Raw genomic sequence first — 18,457 nt, 5'->3', positions numbered from 1 at the left:
ATGCGAGGCTCCTCGCCCGCTTGGAGGGCCAGGTTTTCGACCGTGGGTGTCGCCATCGCCGTTGGGCTGGCGGTCGCCAGCGCACCGGCCTCGGCCCAGTCGACGGGCGATCCCGGGCCGGAGCACGAGCTGGTGGAGCGCGGCGCGACGCGCGAGGCGCTGACCTCCGTCGATAGCGTCAACTTCGCCAACGGCGGCGTGATCATCAACATCCCGATCGGAGTCCCGGTGCAGGTGGGCGGTGGCCTGAGCTTCGGCCTGAACCTGTTCTACAGCTCGAAGGTCTGGGATGTCGAGAGCAGCCGCCTGCAGGATCCGATGGACAGCGGTCCGGTTCCGCGGTCCTTCCCGAGCCGGAAATCCCGCGCCGGTATGGGTTGGTCGCTCAACCTGGGGGAGCTGATCCCACCGCGGACGCGCCCACTCAACACCAACGGTATCTACTGGCTCTACGTCGACCCTTCCGGCGGCAGTCACTACTTCTACGGCTTCGTGGAGGGGCCGGAAGATCCCGAGGTGGAGGTTTGGTACACGCGCGATTCCACCTACCTGCGGATGCGGCGGGAGAACGGCGACTACCACGTCGAGTTTCCCAACGGCGAGGTCCACGTCTTCGACGGCAACCTGCAACTGAGGAAGATCTTCAACCAGTTCGGAGGTCCCGGCGACAACCAGAATCACCTGATCATCGACTACGACCAGGAAGGCAGTCTGGACGTGCAGATCGTCGAGGACTGGCACGGCCGACGCTGGGAGATCCACTCCTCGCAGTACATCGTGCCTTGGAACAGTCCCGCCGTTCCGCCGGTGGAGGAGCGGACGATCCGGCAGGTCCACAAGGTGGTGGTTCCGGGGTTCGGGAACCAGGCGGCGGTCTACAACTTCCGCTATGAGGAGCCGGCTTTGGTGCTCGGATGTGCCTGGCTCGAGTACGATCCGGCGCAGCGCAGGGTCGTTCCTTTGCTGACTCGCATCGACCTGCCAATGGTCGATGGCGAGCGGCTGTTCTGGCAGTTCGAGAACTTCCCGGACGAGTCCGGGACCCACGGTGATTGCAAGCAAGGCCTGGTCAAGCGGGCCACCTTGCCTTCCGGTGGCTCGATCGTTTGGGACTACCGCAGTCTGGACATCCGAAGCCACTGCGACAACGGTGTCCCGACGTTCTACTGGGGCAAGAGTCCGGCGGTGCGGCGCCGTTGGTACTACGACGTCGGCGGAGGCGATCCGCTGGACACCAATCAGAACGACGACGGCGTCGGCCTGCTCGCCGACTGGGCCTACAACTACTGGGAGTCGCAACCGCCCCTCAACGGCGACGTGCACCCCCTGGAGCAGTGTGACAACAACTTCTTCGAACCGGCGTCCGAGACCCTCACCGTCGAAGAGATCACCCCCTCCGGGGATCGCATCTTTCGCCCCTACATGATCTGGCCCGGTCTCGGTGCGACGGCGACCGGAGCGAGCTGGGAGGATCACTTTCTGCCCTACATCCGGCACGGCATCGATCCGCGGGCCGGGGCGGAGTTCGATCGCGAGTTTCTCGAGGCGGTGCGCCTGATCGACAACGATCGATTCGTTTCGAAAGCGGTCTTCGATTGCAACGAGATGGGTCAGGCCTGCAAGCCCTTCAGCGTCGATCAGGTGCGCTACGACATGGGATCGCCGGTCAACTATGGCGACGGTTACCGCGGTGATCGCAACGCCCGCGTCGCCTCCGACGGCACGATCTATTTCGGGGCCGATCTCGGCGAGTGGTACCGCAAGACCACCGATCGCAGCGATTGGGACGGCTACGGCAACTACCGGCGCACCGAGAGCTGGAGCGATTTTCCGGGAGAGTACGACGCCGGCAGCTCGCGAGTGGTGACGCGGGACTACAACGCCCATCGCGGCTTCGGATATCCCCTCGGCGCCAGCGGCGGCCAGCTCGGAGCCTCCTTTCAGCCCTTCGGCTCGACGGACCCCTGGGTCCTGTCGACCTTTTCGGTGACCGATACGGAGGAGAACGGTCTCGGCAGCCGGGTGGAGACTCATTTCGACACCGACACCGGATTCCTCGAGCGCCAGCGGGTGTGGGCGGCGACCGGCTCTCTCTCCACGCTCAGTCGAGAGCCGAACGACGTGGTCACCGTTTTCGAGCACGACGCCGAGGGCAACCTGAACGCCGTGTCGACCTTTGGCGGCGATCGCCAGGCAGGGCTGCCGGATCAGGATCTGGCGGACTTGCCGCTGGCCTCCTGGGAGCATCGGCGGGAGAGCTCCTTCATCCACGGCTACCGGACCTACGAGGCCGAGGTCGGTCGCCATGGTGGCTCCGTCTTGCTCAAGGATGTGACGGTGGATCGCAATACGGGCCGGCCGGTCGAGAGTCGCGACGCCACCGGCTTGCAGACCGAGCTCGGCTACGATGCCTTGGGGAGGCTGATTCGCGTGACGCCGCCCTCGGATGCCGAAACGGTGGCGCAGTGGACGCCCCCTTCCGACACCAGCGGGCCGATCGTTACCTTGGTGCGCACCGCCGAGGGCGAGACCCAGCGGGAGAGGATCGTGCAGGACGGCTTCGAGCGCAACGTCCTGGAGCAGGTTCTGTTCCCCCTCGGGCAGTGGTCGTCGACGGTCCACGAGTACGGCCCCGACGGCCTCCTCCATCGCACCTCGACGCCGTTCTGGGCCGCCGACGGTTCCTCGAGCGCCGGCTGGACGGTGTACTCCGACTACGACCCGCTAGCGCGCCCGTGGCGGACGGTGGCTCCGGACGGCAGCGAGTCGCTGTTGACGGTGGATCGCGAGCACGCCTTCGAGACCTCCTCGAAGGTCGCGATTGGGACCATCGAAGACTCCGTGTCGACGGTGTTGTTCCAGGACAGCCGCGGCCGGACGGTGGCCGTGCGGGAGCACTCCGATGGCGCCACGCCGGTGACCACCACCTACGAGTACGACGTCGGTGAACGGCTGACCCGGGTGGCGATTCCCCGCCCCGGAGGCGGCTTCCAGGCGCGCCGGTTCGACTATGACAACCGGGGGTTCATGCGCAGCGAGAGCCATCCCGAATCGGGGGAGACGTCCTTCACGGCCTACGATTCGCGCGGCCAGGTGGGGACCCGGACCGACGCCGTAAATCGCCTCGGCTACCGGTATGACGAGTTCGGCCGCCTGGTTCAGGTTTGGGACGAGCCCGCCGGACGGCTGCTGTCGGAAGATTTTTACGGGCGCGACAACCGGCAGGGGGGTGACGACTACTCGCTCGGCAAGGTGGTGATGTCGCGGCGCCACAACTACCTCGCGGGCCAGCATCTGATCGTCACCGAGACCTATGCCTACGAAGATCCGCAAGGCCGACTGAGCGAGCTGAGGACCCGTTCGAACACCGGCTTCGATGTCGCCCAGGCCTTCGCCTATGACCGCTTCGGCAACCTGGATGAGCAGTGGTATCCCTTCCAGGATCTCCTCCCCGAGGAGGAGGATCCCGATCGCCGGCTGGTCTCGGAATTCGAGCAGAGTCGTCTGGTCGGGCTGACCACGGCCCTCGCCGGCGTCTCCACCGGAGTCGTCGACAGCGTGACCTATCACCCCCACGGATCGGTCGCGGCCCGTCTGCACGCCAACGACGTTTCGGACCGGGTGACCGTCGATGCCTCCGGCATGGGCCGGCCCGGCAGGATGTGGACCACCGGCGTGGCCGGCGGCGAAGACTGGGATTCCGGGTCCTACGGCTACGACGGGTCCGGCAACGTCAAGGCCATCGGCTCGACGCAGTCTTTCACCTACGATCGCGCCATGCGCTTGAGGACGGCTCGCGTCGAGGGCGTGGATCAGGCCTTCGGGTACGACCGCTTCGGCAACCTGGTGAACCTCGCCGGTCGGAGCCTGCCGGTCCAGGCCTCGACCAACCGCTTGCTCGGATTCGACTATGACGGTGCCGGCCGAGTGTTGACCGGTGGCGGTTTCTCTTTCAGCTACGACGCGGCGGGGATGGTGAGCTCGAGTGGCGATTACCGGTTCGTCTACGGAGTGGACGATGAGCGCATCGCCGTGATCGCGCCGGATGGTAGTGAGCGTTGGACCTTGCGGGATCCCCTGCAGCGGATCGTGCGCGAGTATTCGCGGCCACTGGGTGGTGGTTGGGTGGCGGAGCGCGATTATCTCTACGGCAACCGGCTGGTGGCCTCCTTGGGTCTCGCCGGCGGTTCCACTCCCGTCTTGGAACGCTATTACCACAGCGACCACCTGGGGAGCCCGCAATTGATCACCGATGGCGCCGGTGGCAAGGTCTCCGATCACACCTATCTGCCGTTCGGGGAAGAGCTCGATCCCGGCGCCGATGGGGAGCGCTTCAAGTTCACCGGCCAGGAGCGGGACTTCGCCGGTCTCGACTACTTTCACGCTCGCTACTACGGTCCGTTGCTCGGCAGATTCCTCAGCGCCGATCCGATCAATTCCGGCCGGCCGAGCACTCCCCAGAGCTGGAACAAGTACAGCTACTCCCTCAACAATCCGCTGGTTCTCGTCGACCCCGACGGCAAGTGCGCGGTGCCGGCGGGCCTCCTCGAAGGCCGGGTGGGGATCTGCGTCGAGTCGTTCATCGCGGCGAAGCGGATCGGCGGCTTCGGCTTCGGGGACAACCGGGGATTCGAGCCGCACGATCCGGACGCCACCTTCCGCAGCTCACTCCGCATGACCATGAACCCGGAGTCGGGCGAGATTCTCTTCTTTTCGGAAGAGGCTGGGGTGAGCGAAGTGGGGCTCTTCGGTCCCATCATGGGAATCCCTGGTGTCACGGATGTCCAGGGGACGATCGCTCCGGGGGAGGACGGCTCGCACAATCTGTCCGTCTCGATCACTGCGGACAACGGCTTCTCCGCCGTCAATTGGTTCGGCGAGATCGGAATTCAAGTCAATCTCAAGATCGATGGTCAAGGCAACGTCTCGGTCGATTCCTCGAGCACCACCAAGGGGTATCCCTCGATCGAGGGCTATGCCTATCGAATCGTCGATGGCAAGTTGGTGATCGAAACTCTCTTCCAGGTGAAGGAGAAAGATTCGGAAGATCTCAAGGGACTGATGGACCAGCCGTTGATCATCGAGTAGGGATGCGGGGGAACGGACCCCGGGCGGAGAAGCCGGCGACCGGGGTCGCGGACCCGACTGAGGGCGGCCCCGGGCCGGTGATGGCGGCCGGTGATGGCGGCCGCTGAACGCGGCCAGTGATCGTTGCAGGCCCATGCTAGTTTGATTCTCGGAATATCGACTTCTACCGGCTTGATCCTGCGGCCGGGAAGGAAATAGGCCGAGATGATTCGACGATTGGCCCAGCGACCGCAACGCACGCCTCGGCGCCGCGCCGCGCTCCTTTGCATGGTCGCGGTCTCGATGGTCGGCCCGTGGATCGTTGCCGGCATCGTCGAGGGTTCCCTGAACGACGAGATCTTCGTCAACGGTTTCGAGCAGGGCACCGTCCTGGGATGGTCGTCGGCGTTCGGCGCGGGTGCGCTGGTGCCTCCGATGATCTGCGCTCCGCCGATTGCCGCGGTGGATACCAGCGGCGCGACGACGGTCGGGACCGGCAGCCCCGGTAGCTGTACGGAAGCCGCTCTGCGCGCCGCCCTGGCGTCGAACAACGGCGCGATCCGCTTCGCCTGCGGGATGGCACCACACACCATCACCCTGGCGTCACAGCTCGAGATCGACTTCAATCTGGTGCTCGACGGCGGCGGCCTGATCACCCTGAGCGGCGGCGGCACGACGCGGATCATCGACTTCCGGCCGGCCTTCGAGCAGCCCCGCACTCTGACGGTCCAGAACCTGACCTTCCGCAACGGCTCCACGGCCAGTCTGCCGGGGACGACGACGGACAGCGGCGGCGCGGCGATCTACCGCGGCTCCTTCGGCACCCTGCGCGTCATCGCCTGCAATTTCTTCGACAACGTCGGCCCGGCGACCGGGCAGGACGTGGCCGGCGGGGCGATCTACTCGCGGGGCGCGACGCCGACCACCATCGTGGGCTCGGTGTTCCAGAACAACCGCTGCAGCAGCGGTGGCGCCTTGGGGCATCTGTTCGCCGATCTCGAGCTCTTCAACAGCATCCTCGATGGCAATCGGGCCACCGGCACCGGCGGCAATCCCGGCAACGGCGGCAACGGTGGCGGCGTTTACAGCGATGGCAACTCGCAGACCATGTCGGTGTGCGGGTCGGTGTTGTCGAACAACCTCGCCAACGCTCGCGGCGGCGGCTTCTTCCGGGTCTCGAACAACGGCGTCGGTCCGATGACCTTCGACCGCAGCACCATCCACGGCAACGAGGGCACCCTGCAAGCCGGCGGGCTCTATCTGCAGGGTCTCCAGGCGACGATCGACGACTCCACCATCTCGGGCAACCGGTCGCAGAGCCGGGGCGGCATGACGGTGTTCACCAATCCCGGCACCCAGACCCTCGACATGACCAACGTCACCCTGGCCGAGAACTCCGCCACCGGCAATCTCGGCGCGGGCATGGCGGTGGCCGACGGCATCACCGGCACCTTGAGCCACTTGACCATCGTGCGCAACGGAAATACTGGCGAGTTCTCCTTCGCCAGCGCCATCGCCGGCGGCGACGACCTGATCCTGCGGCGCAGCCTGGTGGTCGACAACGAAAAGGTCTTCGAGTTCGAGAACACCAGCTGTAACCGGACCCACGGCGGTCAGGGCAACATCCAGTGGCCGGCGGTCAACGCCGGCGGTCAGAACGAGCTCGCCTGCGCCACCGGCGTGACCTTCCAGGACGTCCCCCTCAGCCCGCTCTCGGATCACGGCGGTCCCACGCCGACGGTCGTGCCGAGCGACTCCAACATCCTCGAAAGCCTGAGCGGTTGCTCGGGCTCCGACCAGCGGGGCGTTCCGCGGGGGGCCACCTGTACCCCCGGGGCGGTCGAGCCTTAGACCGATCGCCCGACTTGAATCGACCATCGGAAACAGGAGACCTACTCGCCATGATTCGACAGCTTTTCCGACTCACCATTCTGTTTCTATTTCTCAGCCTGAGCGCCGAGGCCCGCTGGCTCGAGACCGTTCCGGTGGAGCTTTCTCCGGCCGACCGGGAAGAGATTCTCGCGGTCCTCGATCTGACGCTCCAGGAGGTGCGTTTCCTGCGCGGTTTCGGGGTTCCCAATGCCGAGGGTGTGGTGGACCGGCCCGCGGCCACGGTCAGTCGAAGGGTCGCGGCTCCGGCACTTCGGGTCGAGGCTGGACGCGAGATCCCCTGCTGGCAAAAGGCGGGAGCCTGGACCTGCAAGCCGGGCGAGGCGGTCGACATGCTCTATGTCCAGGTGCCGACGGACTGTCCTGTCAGGGACGCCTTGTTGAGGAGCGGTCGGGTAGAGCTTCGCATCCTCCGCTCCCAGGCGAGGTCCGCCTCGGAGGCCCTCAGCGTCGTCGAGTTCGCCTGCCATTCCAGCCTCCTCGCCAAAGAGGCCTGGTCCGCCGGTCACCGCCTGCAGTCCATCGGCGGCGATGGCGACGGTAGGTTCCGGCTCGACACCAGCCTGCCGGAGGAGTTCGAAAGCGGTTCGAGCTTCCATCTCGAGCAGCACTGTGATGTCGACGGCGTCTGCCGCTGGTATCTGCAGAAAATAGGTTCTTGGCACACCTGAGGTGAGGTGGCAGCTGTTCCGCTGCTGACCCTCGTTTCAGTCCTGGGACTCCCGGATCAGACCTAGCCGCAAGAGTCCTCCCGGCAGGGAACCGCGATCGGGTCTCGGAGTATTGACTTGAGTAAGTTTAATTGACATTATTGAATAATGGTCGACGTTGTGAGTATTACTTCCTAGTGCCCGATCTCGAGTGCGCAGACTCGATGGACTCAAGAGGCCAAGGATGATCGTCATCGTTGGGGAGCGCATTCGGAGTTCGCTTTTATACGGAGTTCTGCTCTTGTCTCTGGGATTCTCGGGATGGACCTCGTGCCTGAGTGTTGCGGCACAAGAAGCGAACGAATCGAGTCGTCTGAACCCAGTTGATAGAGCGTCTTCAGCCAGGGCACGGGCAGAAGCCTACCGGACGGAGCGCCGGCTTCGAGCCAAGCCCACTGAGGTTTTCGCCCCCTTCTACTCGACCGAGAACTCGCTCGATGCCCGGCTGATCGTCCTGAACAGCGTCACGGATCCGGTGACCTTTGAGCTCGCAGCTCTGCGTCTCGACCTCGGAACTCTTCCCCTCGGCAGCTATCGAGTCGAACCGAACCGCCACCTTGATATTCCTCTGGATGACTTGGTGAGCGTCAGTCCCGGCTTCGAGAATGGGACCCTTCGACTCTCATTTCTCGGCGACGCCAGCACGCTCCAGGCGTGGCTTGTTCTCGAGCAGGGTCTTCGGATCATGGAGTTACCCTTGGTTGAGCCCACTACCTCTGAACAAGCGCGGAAGAGCTACTTTTGGACGACGCCATCCGCTGATTCCAGTGCCCGGCCGATGGTCAAGCTTTACAATCGCGGTGGGCAGGCGATTGTGGCCTCCGTTCGATTCTCAAGCGGCCTGAAAGGGAAGTCTAAAGTTCGGACTCTCGTGCTCCAGGCCGGAGAATTGCGTAGCGTTGAGTTCGAGCCTGGAACAGGTTGGCTGACACTGAGTCACGACGGCGATCCGGGCGACCTATTGAGCAGCGCATATCTTCTCGGTCGGCGCACGCTTGACCAGGTGGCGGGTTCCGGTGCCTACGCGAAGGCGACGGTGTGGGAATCGCTGCCGATAGCGGCCCTGCGGAACAGAGAGGGTCGAGATCGTGGCACGGCCGTCCTCCTGTTCAATTCTGGGCTCGCGCCACTAGGTGTGACGTTGCAGACTTTGTCGTCCAGTGGTGAACAGATCGGTCGTCGCAGGCTCTCGGTCGCTGGTGAGAAAGTTGTTCAAGTCGACGTGGCCACTGCTCCGGGATCCCGGCTTCGTATATCCGGTGACAACACCGGTCTGCTGGTCGCTGGATCGACGATGAGCGATGGGTCTGGAACAAGACGATGGCTGACCTTTTTCGCTGCAGAAGAGGCTCACGCCAGTGGCCAGTACCCACTACTACCGTTGAAGTCTCATGACGTGACGCTCGATCTCGTCAACCTCGATCATCGTGATGCCTCAATCGTGGCCCAGTTCTACTGGCAGGGCGGGACCTACGCCTACGGGCCGTTCGGTATCTCTGGCGGTAGCGCCCGAAGGCTCTCTGTCGAGGAGATCGTTGCTGAAGGTGCGCCGGATCTCCTGGGCCGAAAACTCCCGAAAGATCTACCACGAGGCTTCCTCAAATGGAAAGTGCGTTCCGGACCAAGGGCGATGCTCGGGAGGGTCGAGGCACAGCTACGCGATGGCCAGGCTGCCGTCGGCTTCAACTGTACCGGCTGCTGCTGGGAGATTCCATATGGGTCCATCGAGCCGAGCTTCGTCGATTTCGAGCACGGTCAGTCGGTGAGTTTTCTGGCCTGTGTCAACTACGACACCTGCAGCGGCGAAATGGGGCCGTATCCTGCCTACTCGATTTCGACCACCGCCCCGTCGCCGTTCTCTTGGGACGGCTCGTCGGTGTCAGCCTCTGCCGCGGCCGAAGCGGATTTGAGTTTCTCCGCATGGCAGGAAGAGTTGCAGCCGCCCGACTGTTTCTCGTTCGACGTACCCTACGATGGGGTTGGAGTTGCCAGTGCCTGCAAGGCGTTGCTGAAGAAGGCCCACAATCCCACCCAGTTTTGGAGCGCAGTCCAGGCCTGCACCCACCAGGTCGGGAGCGATCCGGCAGGCACGAGGTGCGCTCGGTGTAGGTCGTGTTGTAACGCCCAGAAGGCGCACTCGACCTGCAAGCGGAAGTTTGCTCCGCTGGTGGAGAATGAGTACAGAGCCTGCGATACCATCTGTCTATCCGATCACTGTGGCTAGGCGAGTTGTCCCGGGGCGCCTGCGACTCAGGTCAAGTGAATCGAGGAGGTTCTGATGCTGCGAAGGCACCGAAAAGAAGCCACTCTCTTCTGGGGGACCTTCGTGACGCTTTGTCTTCTGAGTGCCGCGTGCTTGGCTGGGGCCGATCACGGCTGGGGCTCAGGTGCAGCTCATGGATCATTGTGGTGGCAGGACAGTCATGGCGTCTCTCGGGCAAGTGGTCTGTACGTCCTTGAGTATTCGCCCTACGGCGTGGTTCGAAGGGTTCTGGCCGGTGATTCGAACGACGCCTGGCAGGCTGTTGCTACCTGGACGCTCGATGGAAGCACCGGGCGTGAAACGCAGGACTTGGTGGATGACAGGTCCGGCTGGTCGGCGCGAGGCGAGCTTCGTTTCGGCGCCGAGGGTGAGAGCTTGGGAGACTTCTTCGATCGGGCCCATGATGAGATTTCCGACGACAGTCGGATGGAGCTTCGTCTCTCAACTCACAAGGGCGTCGAGGAAGTGATGTGGATCTCAGCGATGGAGCCCGATCTCTGGGCAGCTTTCTCTCGCGATCTGAGTTCGGATCAAGCCGATCGCATTGCTCATTCGATTCCTGCGGACTTTCGCCCGGCGGTAGTTTTCCTCGACGAGTGCATGACCAACTGGTTGGCCGAGGAAGGGCGGGATGTCGCCGAAGATCGAGGCCCAACAGATCTCTTTCGGGTTCTTGCCGAGATGTTACGGAGGACTTTCCCCGAAACCGAAACGTGGATCTCTCAGTCCGATGGGTGCCGTCTCGAGAAAGGCCGCAACCACCGTGGACGTGGCATTTTCGAGTCGGAGATCCTCGATCTGACGTCACGCTTCAAGACCGTCGAGAATGCCGACCCCTTGGCGGGTCACCACGTCGAAGAGGTCACCGGGCCGGGTGCGCGCAATGGCGAGGACCAATAGACCGGCTGGAGCGCTCAACTTGGGCATCTACCCGACCCCCTCACTCTCGGCGAGAGGCTACGGCCCTGCAGAAACTAGCCCGGTGAGAATGTCGACCTAGGCCCTGGCCTCGGCGCCCATCTTTCGCTTCGCCAGCAGCCGGCCGCGCAATCCCTTCCGCCATCCTTGCAGGCGTCGGTGCCACGACTGGGGCAGACTGTTCATCAGAGATCCCGTGAGGATCAGCAGGATCCCGCCAACCGATCCTGCCTTGCTCTGCAGCCAGTACCCGCCGATCAGCAAGGTCACGGTCCCCAGGAGACTGAGCCAGAAGGGGAGCAAGCCATGGCGTCGCTCCCGCGACCGCAGCAGGACCCACAGGTTGATCCCGAGGCCGGCTGCGAAGACCGGGACCAGCCAGGGGGTATAGGGGATCTGGGTCAGGCCGGCGATCCCGAAGGCGCTCGTGTAGGCGGCCCAGCAAAGCGGGCATTTGGGGAAAGCGGCGATCAGGAGCGCGAACAAGGTAGCGCCGGTGCTTTCTAGAGCCCCTTTGGCAATCCGTCGGACCCTGCTTCCGTCGACCGCTCGCGCCAGCGCGGCCACCTGATCGGTGATCTCGTCCACGCTCCACTGGATCCGGGAAAGGGTGTGCCGGGTTCGGCCTCGGTGATCGAGCACATAGGTTTCGACCCGATGTTGGTTGACGATGGAGGCGGAGTAGCCGACCTCGAGGCCAAAGTCATCTTTGAGCCTTTCGAAGGCGTCGGGAGTTGACCGCAAGGCCTTGAAGGAGTCGGAGAACTCGCAGCGTCGGTTTTCGGCGTAGACGCGGATCCGCGCCGGTAGGTCATAGGCCGGGTCGTAGGTGATGAGGGCCACATTGACCTTTCCCGCCAGCCCCATCTGCTCGATCCGCTTAGCCAAGATCCCGGTATTGCCCACCGTCAGCGAGCACTTGTTGATCGAGGTGCAGCGGGTATAGAAGAAGCTGACCACCGTCGGCTTGCCGCGGAAGAAGGCCTCGGCACGGATCTCGACGCCGTCCTGGTCTTCGAAGACCAGGCCCTCCAGGGGGATTCTTCTGGCCCGGGTCCTTCTAGGGTGGGTGGTCCGTCCCGCCAGCTTGGGCGAAGGGTCGCAGCAGGAGAAGTCCACCTCCCGGTGATCCGACTCGATGACCACGACCGCCTCGGCGATCAACTTCCGGACCTCTCGGTGGAAGCCCGCCGATTCCTGGGCGTACTCTGCGAGCTTGGGAAGTGCCGCCGCAGCGTAAGCGCCCATCCAGCGGAGAGTCTTGAAGACCTCTCGCAGGCCGGAGGTGGCCTGGGGCACCGGCCAGACGGGTTTGTAGGAGTCGAAGCACACCGCGTCGTCCTTCTGCCGAATGTTGACCACCGCCTCGAGGAGGTAGGGAGTGATCTCCGGGTGCGGGGTCTCGAGGCCCCGGATGGCCATGGCCGCTCCGGCGATGAGGTAGGGGCTGCGGGTGTTGTAGAGATCCTCCAGGGCGAAGATCAGAGCCTCGCGGGGTAGACCGGTCGCTTCGAAGGCGGCCAGGAGGTAGCCCCGCAGCCGAATGCACTCCTGGGTGCCGCGGCCCTGGTAGAGAGGGTGCGCCTCCCGGAGGAGAGGCACCAGCGCATGCTTTCGTTCCGGCGTCGCCCGTACTCGATCCACGAACTCGGCGATCTCGTCCTCGGGGGTGTGCCGGTCGAATGCGGGTGTCGCGGCGAGAACCTGCCGTTGCCCTCGCATGGACCCTCGCCTGATTTGCGCACTGGATTGCTCGCCGGGACGGTGCCGGCGCCGGCGCCTGAAGATGCCCGGCTCCCAGCCTCGGCGCCCCGAGACCGCCGAAGGCCTAAGGGTCGAGGTCATCGATCAGAGAGTTCAATTCGTCCAGCAGAGAACCAAAGGCATCTTCCTGGCGGTCTCCTTCGGTCGCTTCGGCCCGCAGCGCCTTGGCCTGGCTGGCGCGCTCCTGGAGCTTTCTCATCAGGTCGGTATCCTGGCGGATCCTGCTCAAGTCTTCCGACAGAGTGAGCTTCGAAAGCAGCACCGTCAACAGGCGATGGTCCTGTTCGTCGTCGTCCTTGAAGGCGGCGATCGACTCCTCGAGGAACTCGTCCGGATTCTGAGAATCGAGCGCATGGGCGCTGGCCTCCCGGAGCTCCGACGACAGGTCTTTGTTCTGGAACAGCTCCGTCAGGAGATCCCTGGAATCGGTATCGGAGCGCAGGGCCCGGATGGCTAGGCCCCGGACCTCTTCTTCGCCGGATTTCCCGGCGATGTCGCGCAACAGGTCGAGGTGGTCGTGGGGATCGAGGCTGAGGTAGTGGACGGCGGAGAACGGCGTCGTCAAGGCCCGTTCGGGGTTCTCCAGGCCGTCTCGCAGCTCCCGCTGCAGGAACTCGTCTTTCTGATAGGCCAGCAGATCGATCGCTTCCTGGGCGATCTCTGGGTCCTCATCCCGGATCAAGTTTCTCAGGCCCGGCAGAACGGTCTCCCGGAACTCCCGGAAGGCGGGGCCACCCAAACTGAACAGTCGGAACTGCGACATGGCCGCCTGGCGGACCTCGGCCGGTTCAGAAGTGTCGTCGAGAATCTCCAGCAGGTTCTCGATGAAGGCCTGGGAATGCCCCATGTAGGGAGCCACGAGGTGCATGACCTTGATCCTGATCTCGGCTGGCTCCTGCTTGTCGGAGACGATTCCAGCCAAGGCCTCATGGTCGTCGACCTGCTCGACGAATCGAGTCGATTCCAAGGCCGAGAGGCGAGTCGTAGTCTCCAGCTCTTTGTCCAGGATTTTTCGAATCTCTTGATCGTCGGCCATGGTCCTCGGGGAGGGAAACTCCGGTGGGGTGAAATGGAACGGAACGTTGTCGTAGTCGAACCCGACGGCGTGGTGTGGGTCGAGCCTGCCCTTGTAATCGATCACCTCCTCGAGGTCGGGGGTGGCCGTCGGCTTGGGAAGAACCTCGTACCCTTTTCGGGGCGTGGGATATTCCCCGTAAGGAGCCTGGGGCGGTCGGGGGTCGCGGTTGTCACCGTTCCAGGGCCATTGGGTTTCCTGGGAGTAGGCGCCGAAGCCCTTTTCCCGATCGGGGCTCTTCCCCTGGGGAGTGTAGCTTTCCTCTTCGGTGGGCGTGAAGCGGTTCCAGTAGTTTTGCCACACGGCCCACAGGCGATCGACATTCGAATGCAGCATGAAGAACACCGGGTCCTGAGGGGCGGTGGCGATTTCGGCGATCAGGCCCCGGAAGCTCCTGTGGCCGCCGCCGTGGGGATTGCTGAAGACCAGTCCGGGGTGCACACCGCGTTCGCGACCTTCCACAAAGAATAGGCCCCGGTACTTGCCATTTCCCATGGCGATGGCGTAGGCCTCCGGAGCTTTGCGGGTGATCAGCACATCGTAGCCGCCATTTTGGGTTACCGGCCATTGGTAGGCCGACCGCAGGAGCGCAGCCGATCCCGGGGGATTCCAGTTGCGCCAGGGGTTGTCGGAGGAAAAGAAAGGTCTGAATCCGCTGCCGCCGGTGACGACGTTCATGCGGCCGCCGAAACTCGACGAGAAGAGGCTGGGGGCGGGAAAGTCCCAGCGCCAGTAGTGGAGGGAAACGCTCGCATCGATGGCCTGGAGGTCGCGCTCCAGATTCAACAGATACAGCCGATGCCAAGGTAGAAAGTTCTCGTACTTGTGAATCTCGTCGTCGGTGTTCGAGATGTGCATGTCCGTGAACTGTTTGTAGAACTCATACCTGTCTTTTTGATTCAGGACGGCAAACGCACGGACAAAACGTTTTCTCTCGTCCGGGGTCAGGGTTTCGGCATCCTTGCGAACCCGCACCATCAGCGGTTCGGTTGCGATGGGCTCGGCCTGGGGGGCCTCGCTCGGTTCGTCCTCGTAGACGTTGAGCTCGATGTCTTGGTCCCAAGTGCTGGCGTTACCGAATTCACCCGCGATGTGGAAGGTGGTCCATTCGTCGTTTTTGCAGGTCAAGGTGGCCGTCGGGTAGACAGTCTCCCGCTGGGCATCGGTGAACACGATCCGCCCGACTCCCAGGTTCCGGGTGCGGAGAAAGAGCTTCGTTTCGCCGGTACCTTCGAGCACGCGGAGGTGGCAGATCGCAGGACCCCAGGCGACGTAGGGGATGTGCAAGTCGGTTTTCGGATCCGGACAGTTGATCTTGATTTCTACTTGCATGGTGCTCCAGGGTTTCGCGAGTGGATTCGAGCCCATGCGTCATCGTCGACACATTCGGCGGCAGCGTGCCGACGGATGGCCCTTTCCGTTCCCAATCGTTAGTATTATTTTCTTATATTAGTTCTTTCGAACTGCTCAGTCAATGTGCTGATCGGGCTAACCTGTGGGGCCCTTGGTCAGCCGACGGCTGGCCTGGAACCTCGGCTGGCCCCAGCTCTCAACCAGGCCGATGCGGCCCGCGAGATCCTGCTCCGCGGTGGTCGTCATGCGTTCGACGGTGGACTCCCGAAAGTCGAACAGGGGCGGCCAGTCGCGGTGGCTCTGGGGTGGGGCGAGGGAGACCACCAGGAGCTCCCGGCGGCGCACCCGGTCGGTGCGTTGGGAGCGTTCGAAGAGGTAGCCGGGGAGGCGCTCGAGGTTGAGGAAGAGCTCGCCGCGGAGGGATTCGCGGCGCTCGCCCTCGCGTGGCTCGGTCCGGCCCTTGGCGCTGGCGTGACCGAGGGGATGGGTGGAGTGGAGGATTAGCACTTGGCGGGCGCCGGCGGTGAGGGCGGCTTCGATCGGCACCAGGTTGGAGAAGCCGCCGTCGACCATCGCCTCTTCCTGGGGCCGGCCCGGGAGGCCGGCGACGCGAGTGGCGGGAAAAATCGGGAACGGCGAGCCGGAGGCCATGATCACCCGCTCGAGGACGTCGCGGTGGCGCAGGACGCGGGGATCGCCCACGCGGCCGTCGGCGAAGTCGGTGCCGATGGAAGACCATTGCGTGCCGGAGCCCACCGGAGGCGAGAGGTTCTTGGCGCGGCCGGGCGAGAACAAAAAGAGCCGAGTTCCGCCGGCGGGATCGTCGAGGACGTTGGTGGGCACGATGAAGTCGGCGGTGAGGCGCGCGGTCTGATCGTCCTGAGCGCGGTCGAAGCGTGCGATGGCGCCGGCGAGATAGTCCACCGCCTGGCGATTGCCGTAGAGGGCCGGGGCGACGGTGAGGTTCCACCACAGGAAGGCGAGCAGGGCGATGCCGCCGAAGCGGCTCAGACGACGGTGGACCAGGGTGCCGTTGGGGTGGAATGCGGCCAGGTAGCGCAAGCCACGGGCGAGGCTGGAGTCGGGCCAGCGCCAGGCGGCGCCGATCATGATCAGTGCGGCGGCTGCGGCGGCGACGAGCAGGCGGATCCAAAAGGCCGAAGTGAGCTCGAGCATCGAGAAGTCACCCATCGACATCAGAACGAGGGTGCCGTGGACCAGCAGGACGTGGACCACGGCGACCAGCAAGGCGGCGAAGAAGCCGCGCCGATCGGCGATGCGGTAGCGACCGTCGCTGGCGTGGACGAGGGTGATCAGGCCGGCGAAGACGAGCAGGGCGCCAAGGCTGACGAGCAGAGCGCCGAGGGGCAGGTCGAGCCGTGACGGGGCGGTCCAGGGCAGCAGGCCGGTGCTGGTCTCCTCCGGTCGCGTCAGGCTGAACACCACCAGGCTGAAGAGCAGCAGATAGAAGAAGGCGGTGGCGCCTTCCCCGGCCTTGGCAAAGCGCTGCGGCAGGCCTTCGGTGGCGACCAGGACGATGGCGACGAGGAGGAAGCCGGAAAAGACGATGCCGGCCTCGCCCCAGGCTTTGAACAGGTCGCCCAGCCAGCGGTGCAGGAGCAAGACCAGGAGGGCGGCGACCAGCGCTTCGACGGCGAAGGCGATGACCTTGCGCCGATGCCAGCGGGTGTGCGCGCGCCGCACCCGCAGCAGGGCGACGGTGGCGACGATCAGGAGCAGGTAGAGGGCGGTGAAGGAGAGGCCAAAGGGGGCATCGCCATCCTTCCAGGAGGAGCCGAAGAGGAACGGCACGAGAATCGCCACGGCTCCGCCGACGAGGAGGGCGACGGCCGGCCACAGCGAGCTTCGCTTCAGGGCCAGGCGGGCGCCCGGCTGGCGAATCAGGAGCTGATCGGCGGACACCGCCAGAAAGGTGGCGAGGGCGAAGATCAAGCCTTCGATCTCCGGAATGTGCTCGCGCAGATCGTCGCTGTGAATCGCTTTGACCAGCAGTGGAATCACGAACAGGAACCAGGCGGCGCCCATGGTCAAGCGGGTGCGCCAGGTGTGGTGATGATCGGCGCGGTGCGCGGTCTCCGGGGGGTGCAGTCGACTGCGGTTCGGAAACGAGGCGATCAGGAGGAGGGCGCTGAACACCAGGAAAGTGACCAGGACGCTGGCGTAGCGCAGCATGTCGCCGCCCGGAAAGATGTCGCCGCTGTTGAGAAAGCGGCTGCCGTCGCCCTCGCCCTTCATCCACAGCAGATCGGTGAGATTCCAGGGCCCGTTCTCGGTGAGCCGCGCCACGAAGTAGCCGAGTAGCGCTCCGCCGCTGGTGCCGACCACCGACTCGACGGCCAGGCTGCCGGGGCGCTCGCCGATGCTGCGGTTGCTCAGCAGCCCCTCGCCGTATAAGTGATCGACGAGGCGAGATTGGTATGCGGCCTTGACCCCCCCTCCAGGGAGCACCAGGGCGAGGCCGGGGTCCGGCGAGCGGCGCAGCAGCTCGAGGCTCTCGTCGACGCGAAAGGAAAAGGGGCGGGTACCGAAGTACTCGCTGAGCTCGAACAGCGGCGTCAGCGCGGGGGGCTGGGGCTTTTGGTCGAGGAGGTGTGCCAAGGCTTCCGGGAGCTCGGCGGTGGACTCGCGAAAGGCCGTCGTGCGCCAGAGGCCGGCGGCGATGGGAAAAGGCACCACCAGGTGACGTTCTGCAGGTGCGGCGGCGCCGGTTTGCGAGAAAGAAATCTCGGTGGCGTCCAGGAGACGCGAACAGAAGGTGTCTTCGGTGGCGACGGAGCTGGCGACGGAGCTGCCCAGGGCGAGCAGCTCGAGGTAGCTCGCGTCGAGATGCCAGGGAGTGACGATGCGCAGATCTTCGCGGCCGGCGGCGAGGCCGGCGACGAGCTCTCGGGCGGTCATGCTGCGGAAGCCTTGTGGGCTGGTGGATCTCCAACTCGTCTCGCCGCCGGTCGGCAGCAGGGCGACGACCTCGGCCGGCAGCGGAATCTCCCGCAGCCAGCGATTGGGGGCGAGAACGGTGGCGCTGGCGGGACGGCGCGAACGCTCCAAGACGGCGATCGCCGGGGTCTCGAGGATCGCGCCGTCGAGGGCTCCCGAGTCGAGCCAATCGAGCAGCTCATAGCCATTGCCGAAGGCCAGACGTAGCTCGAGGGTGCGAAGGTCGGTGCAGCGGCCGCGCTGGGCGAAGAGGTCGGCGAGAAAAGCGGTGATGGCGCCTTCGAGACGCTCCGAGTCGGCCGCCGGGCCGGGCAGGCCGAGGCGCAGGCTGTCGGGGCAGGGGCTGGCCGCCAGGTGCGGTGACAGGGCGAGCCCGAGGGCGAACAGCAGGATGGCGAGGCGAAAGGGCCGTGGCACGGCTCCGGAATCCTCCCTCGAGAGTTGATCGAGTCGGCTCGC

Annotated in this window: 8 protein-coding genes; 5 read left to right on the top strand and 3 right to left on the bottom strand. The window is 64.6% G+C overall.

The features are described 5' to 3' along the window. Positions 1-42: 42 nt before the first annotated feature. The 5 genes from AAF604_06755 (at position 43) to AAF604_06735 (ending at position 10,830) form a co-directional block, all read left to right on the top strand. A complete protein-coding gene (locus AAF604_06755; GenBank protein ID MEM7049339.1) occupies positions 43-5,088 on the top strand; it encodes an RHS repeat-associated core domain-containing protein in 5,046 nt (1,681 codons plus the stop codon). A 204-nt stretch (positions 5,089-5,292) separates the two neighbouring features. Beyond that, positions 5,293-6,918 carry a hypothetical protein gene (locus tag AAF604_06750; GenBank protein MEM7049338.1) on the top strand — a complete coding sequence of 542 codons (1,626 nt, stop codon included), beginning with the start codon at positions 5,293-5,295 and terminating at the stop codon, positions 6,916-6,918. Between the two features lie 50 nt (positions 6,919-6,968). Further along, the gene (locus AAF604_06745; GenBank protein ID MEM7049337.1) at positions 6,969-7,628 is read left to right on the top strand and encodes a hypothetical protein; all 660 of its coding nucleotides are present in this window, start codon (positions 6,969-6,971) and stop codon (positions 7,626-7,628) included. Between the two features lie 223 nt (positions 7,629-7,851). After that, entirely contained in the window at positions 7,852-9,891 is a 2,040-nt protein-coding gene (locus AAF604_06740) for a hypothetical protein (GenBank protein ID MEM7049336.1), read from the top strand. A 54-nt stretch (positions 9,892-9,945) separates the two neighbouring features. Next, positions 9,946-10,830: a hypothetical protein gene (locus tag AAF604_06735; GenBank protein ID MEM7049335.1), complete on the top strand. Its 885-nt coding sequence runs from the start codon at positions 9,946-9,948 to the stop codon at positions 10,828-10,830. A 96-nt stretch (positions 10,831-10,926) separates the two neighbouring features. Here the strand turns inward: AAF604_06735 and AAF604_06730 are convergent, their stop codons facing one another. The 3 genes from AAF604_06730 to AAF604_06720 all read right to left on the bottom strand — a co-directional run bounded on the left by AAF604_06730 (position 10,927) and on the right by AAF604_06720 (position 18,415). Then, positions 10,927-12,570, bottom strand: coding sequence for an SCO family protein (locus tag AAF604_06730; GenBank protein MEM7049334.1), 1,644 nt, complete (start codon positions 12,568-12,570; stop codon positions 10,927-10,929). A gap of 106 nt (positions 12,571-12,676) precedes the next feature. After that, positions 12,677-15,019, bottom strand: a complete 2,343-nt coding sequence (locus AAF604_06725) for a tyrosinase family protein (protein MEM7049333.1) — start codon at positions 15,017-15,019, stop codon at positions 12,677-12,679. A gap of 156 nt (positions 15,020-15,175) precedes the next feature. Continuing rightward, positions 15,176-18,415: a hypothetical protein gene (locus tag AAF604_06720; protein MEM7049332.1), complete on the bottom strand. Its 3,240-nt coding sequence runs from the start codon at positions 18,413-18,415 to the stop codon at positions 15,176-15,178. Positions 18,416-18,457: the final 42 nt, after the last annotated feature.

Source organism: Acidobacteriota bacterium, assembly GCA_039028635.1.
Lineage (GTDB): Bacteria > Acidobacteriota > Thermoanaerobaculia > Multivoradales > JBCCEF01 > JBCCEF01.
This window is presented reverse-complemented; position numbering and strand designations above follow the sequence as displayed.

What these genes read in the sequence shown, in the direction of transcription:
- AAF604_06750 (MEM7049338.1), top strand. Translation starts at nt 5,293, where the DNA reads ATGATTCGACGATTGGCCCAGCGACCGCAACGCACGCCTCGGCGCCGC.
- AAF604_06745 (MEM7049337.1), top strand. Translation starts at nt 6,969, where the DNA reads ATGATTCGACAGCTTTTCCGACTCACCATTCTGTTTCTATTTCTCAGC.
- AAF604_06740 (MEM7049336.1), top strand. Translation starts at nt 7,852, where the DNA reads ATGATCGTCATCGTTGGGGAGCGCATTCGGAGTTCGCTTTTATACGGA.
- AAF604_06735 (MEM7049335.1), top strand. Translation starts at nt 9,946, where the DNA reads ATGCTGCGAAGGCACCGAAAAGAAGCCACTCTCTTCTGGGGGACCTTC.
- AAF604_06730 (MEM7049334.1), bottom strand. Translation starts at nt 12,570, where the DNA reads ATGCGAGGGCAACGGCAGGTTCTCGCCGCGACACCCGCATTCGACCGG.
- AAF604_06725 (MEM7049333.1), bottom strand. Translation starts at nt 15,019, where the DNA reads ATGCAAGTAGAAATCAAGATCAACTGTCCGGATCCGAAAACCGACTTG.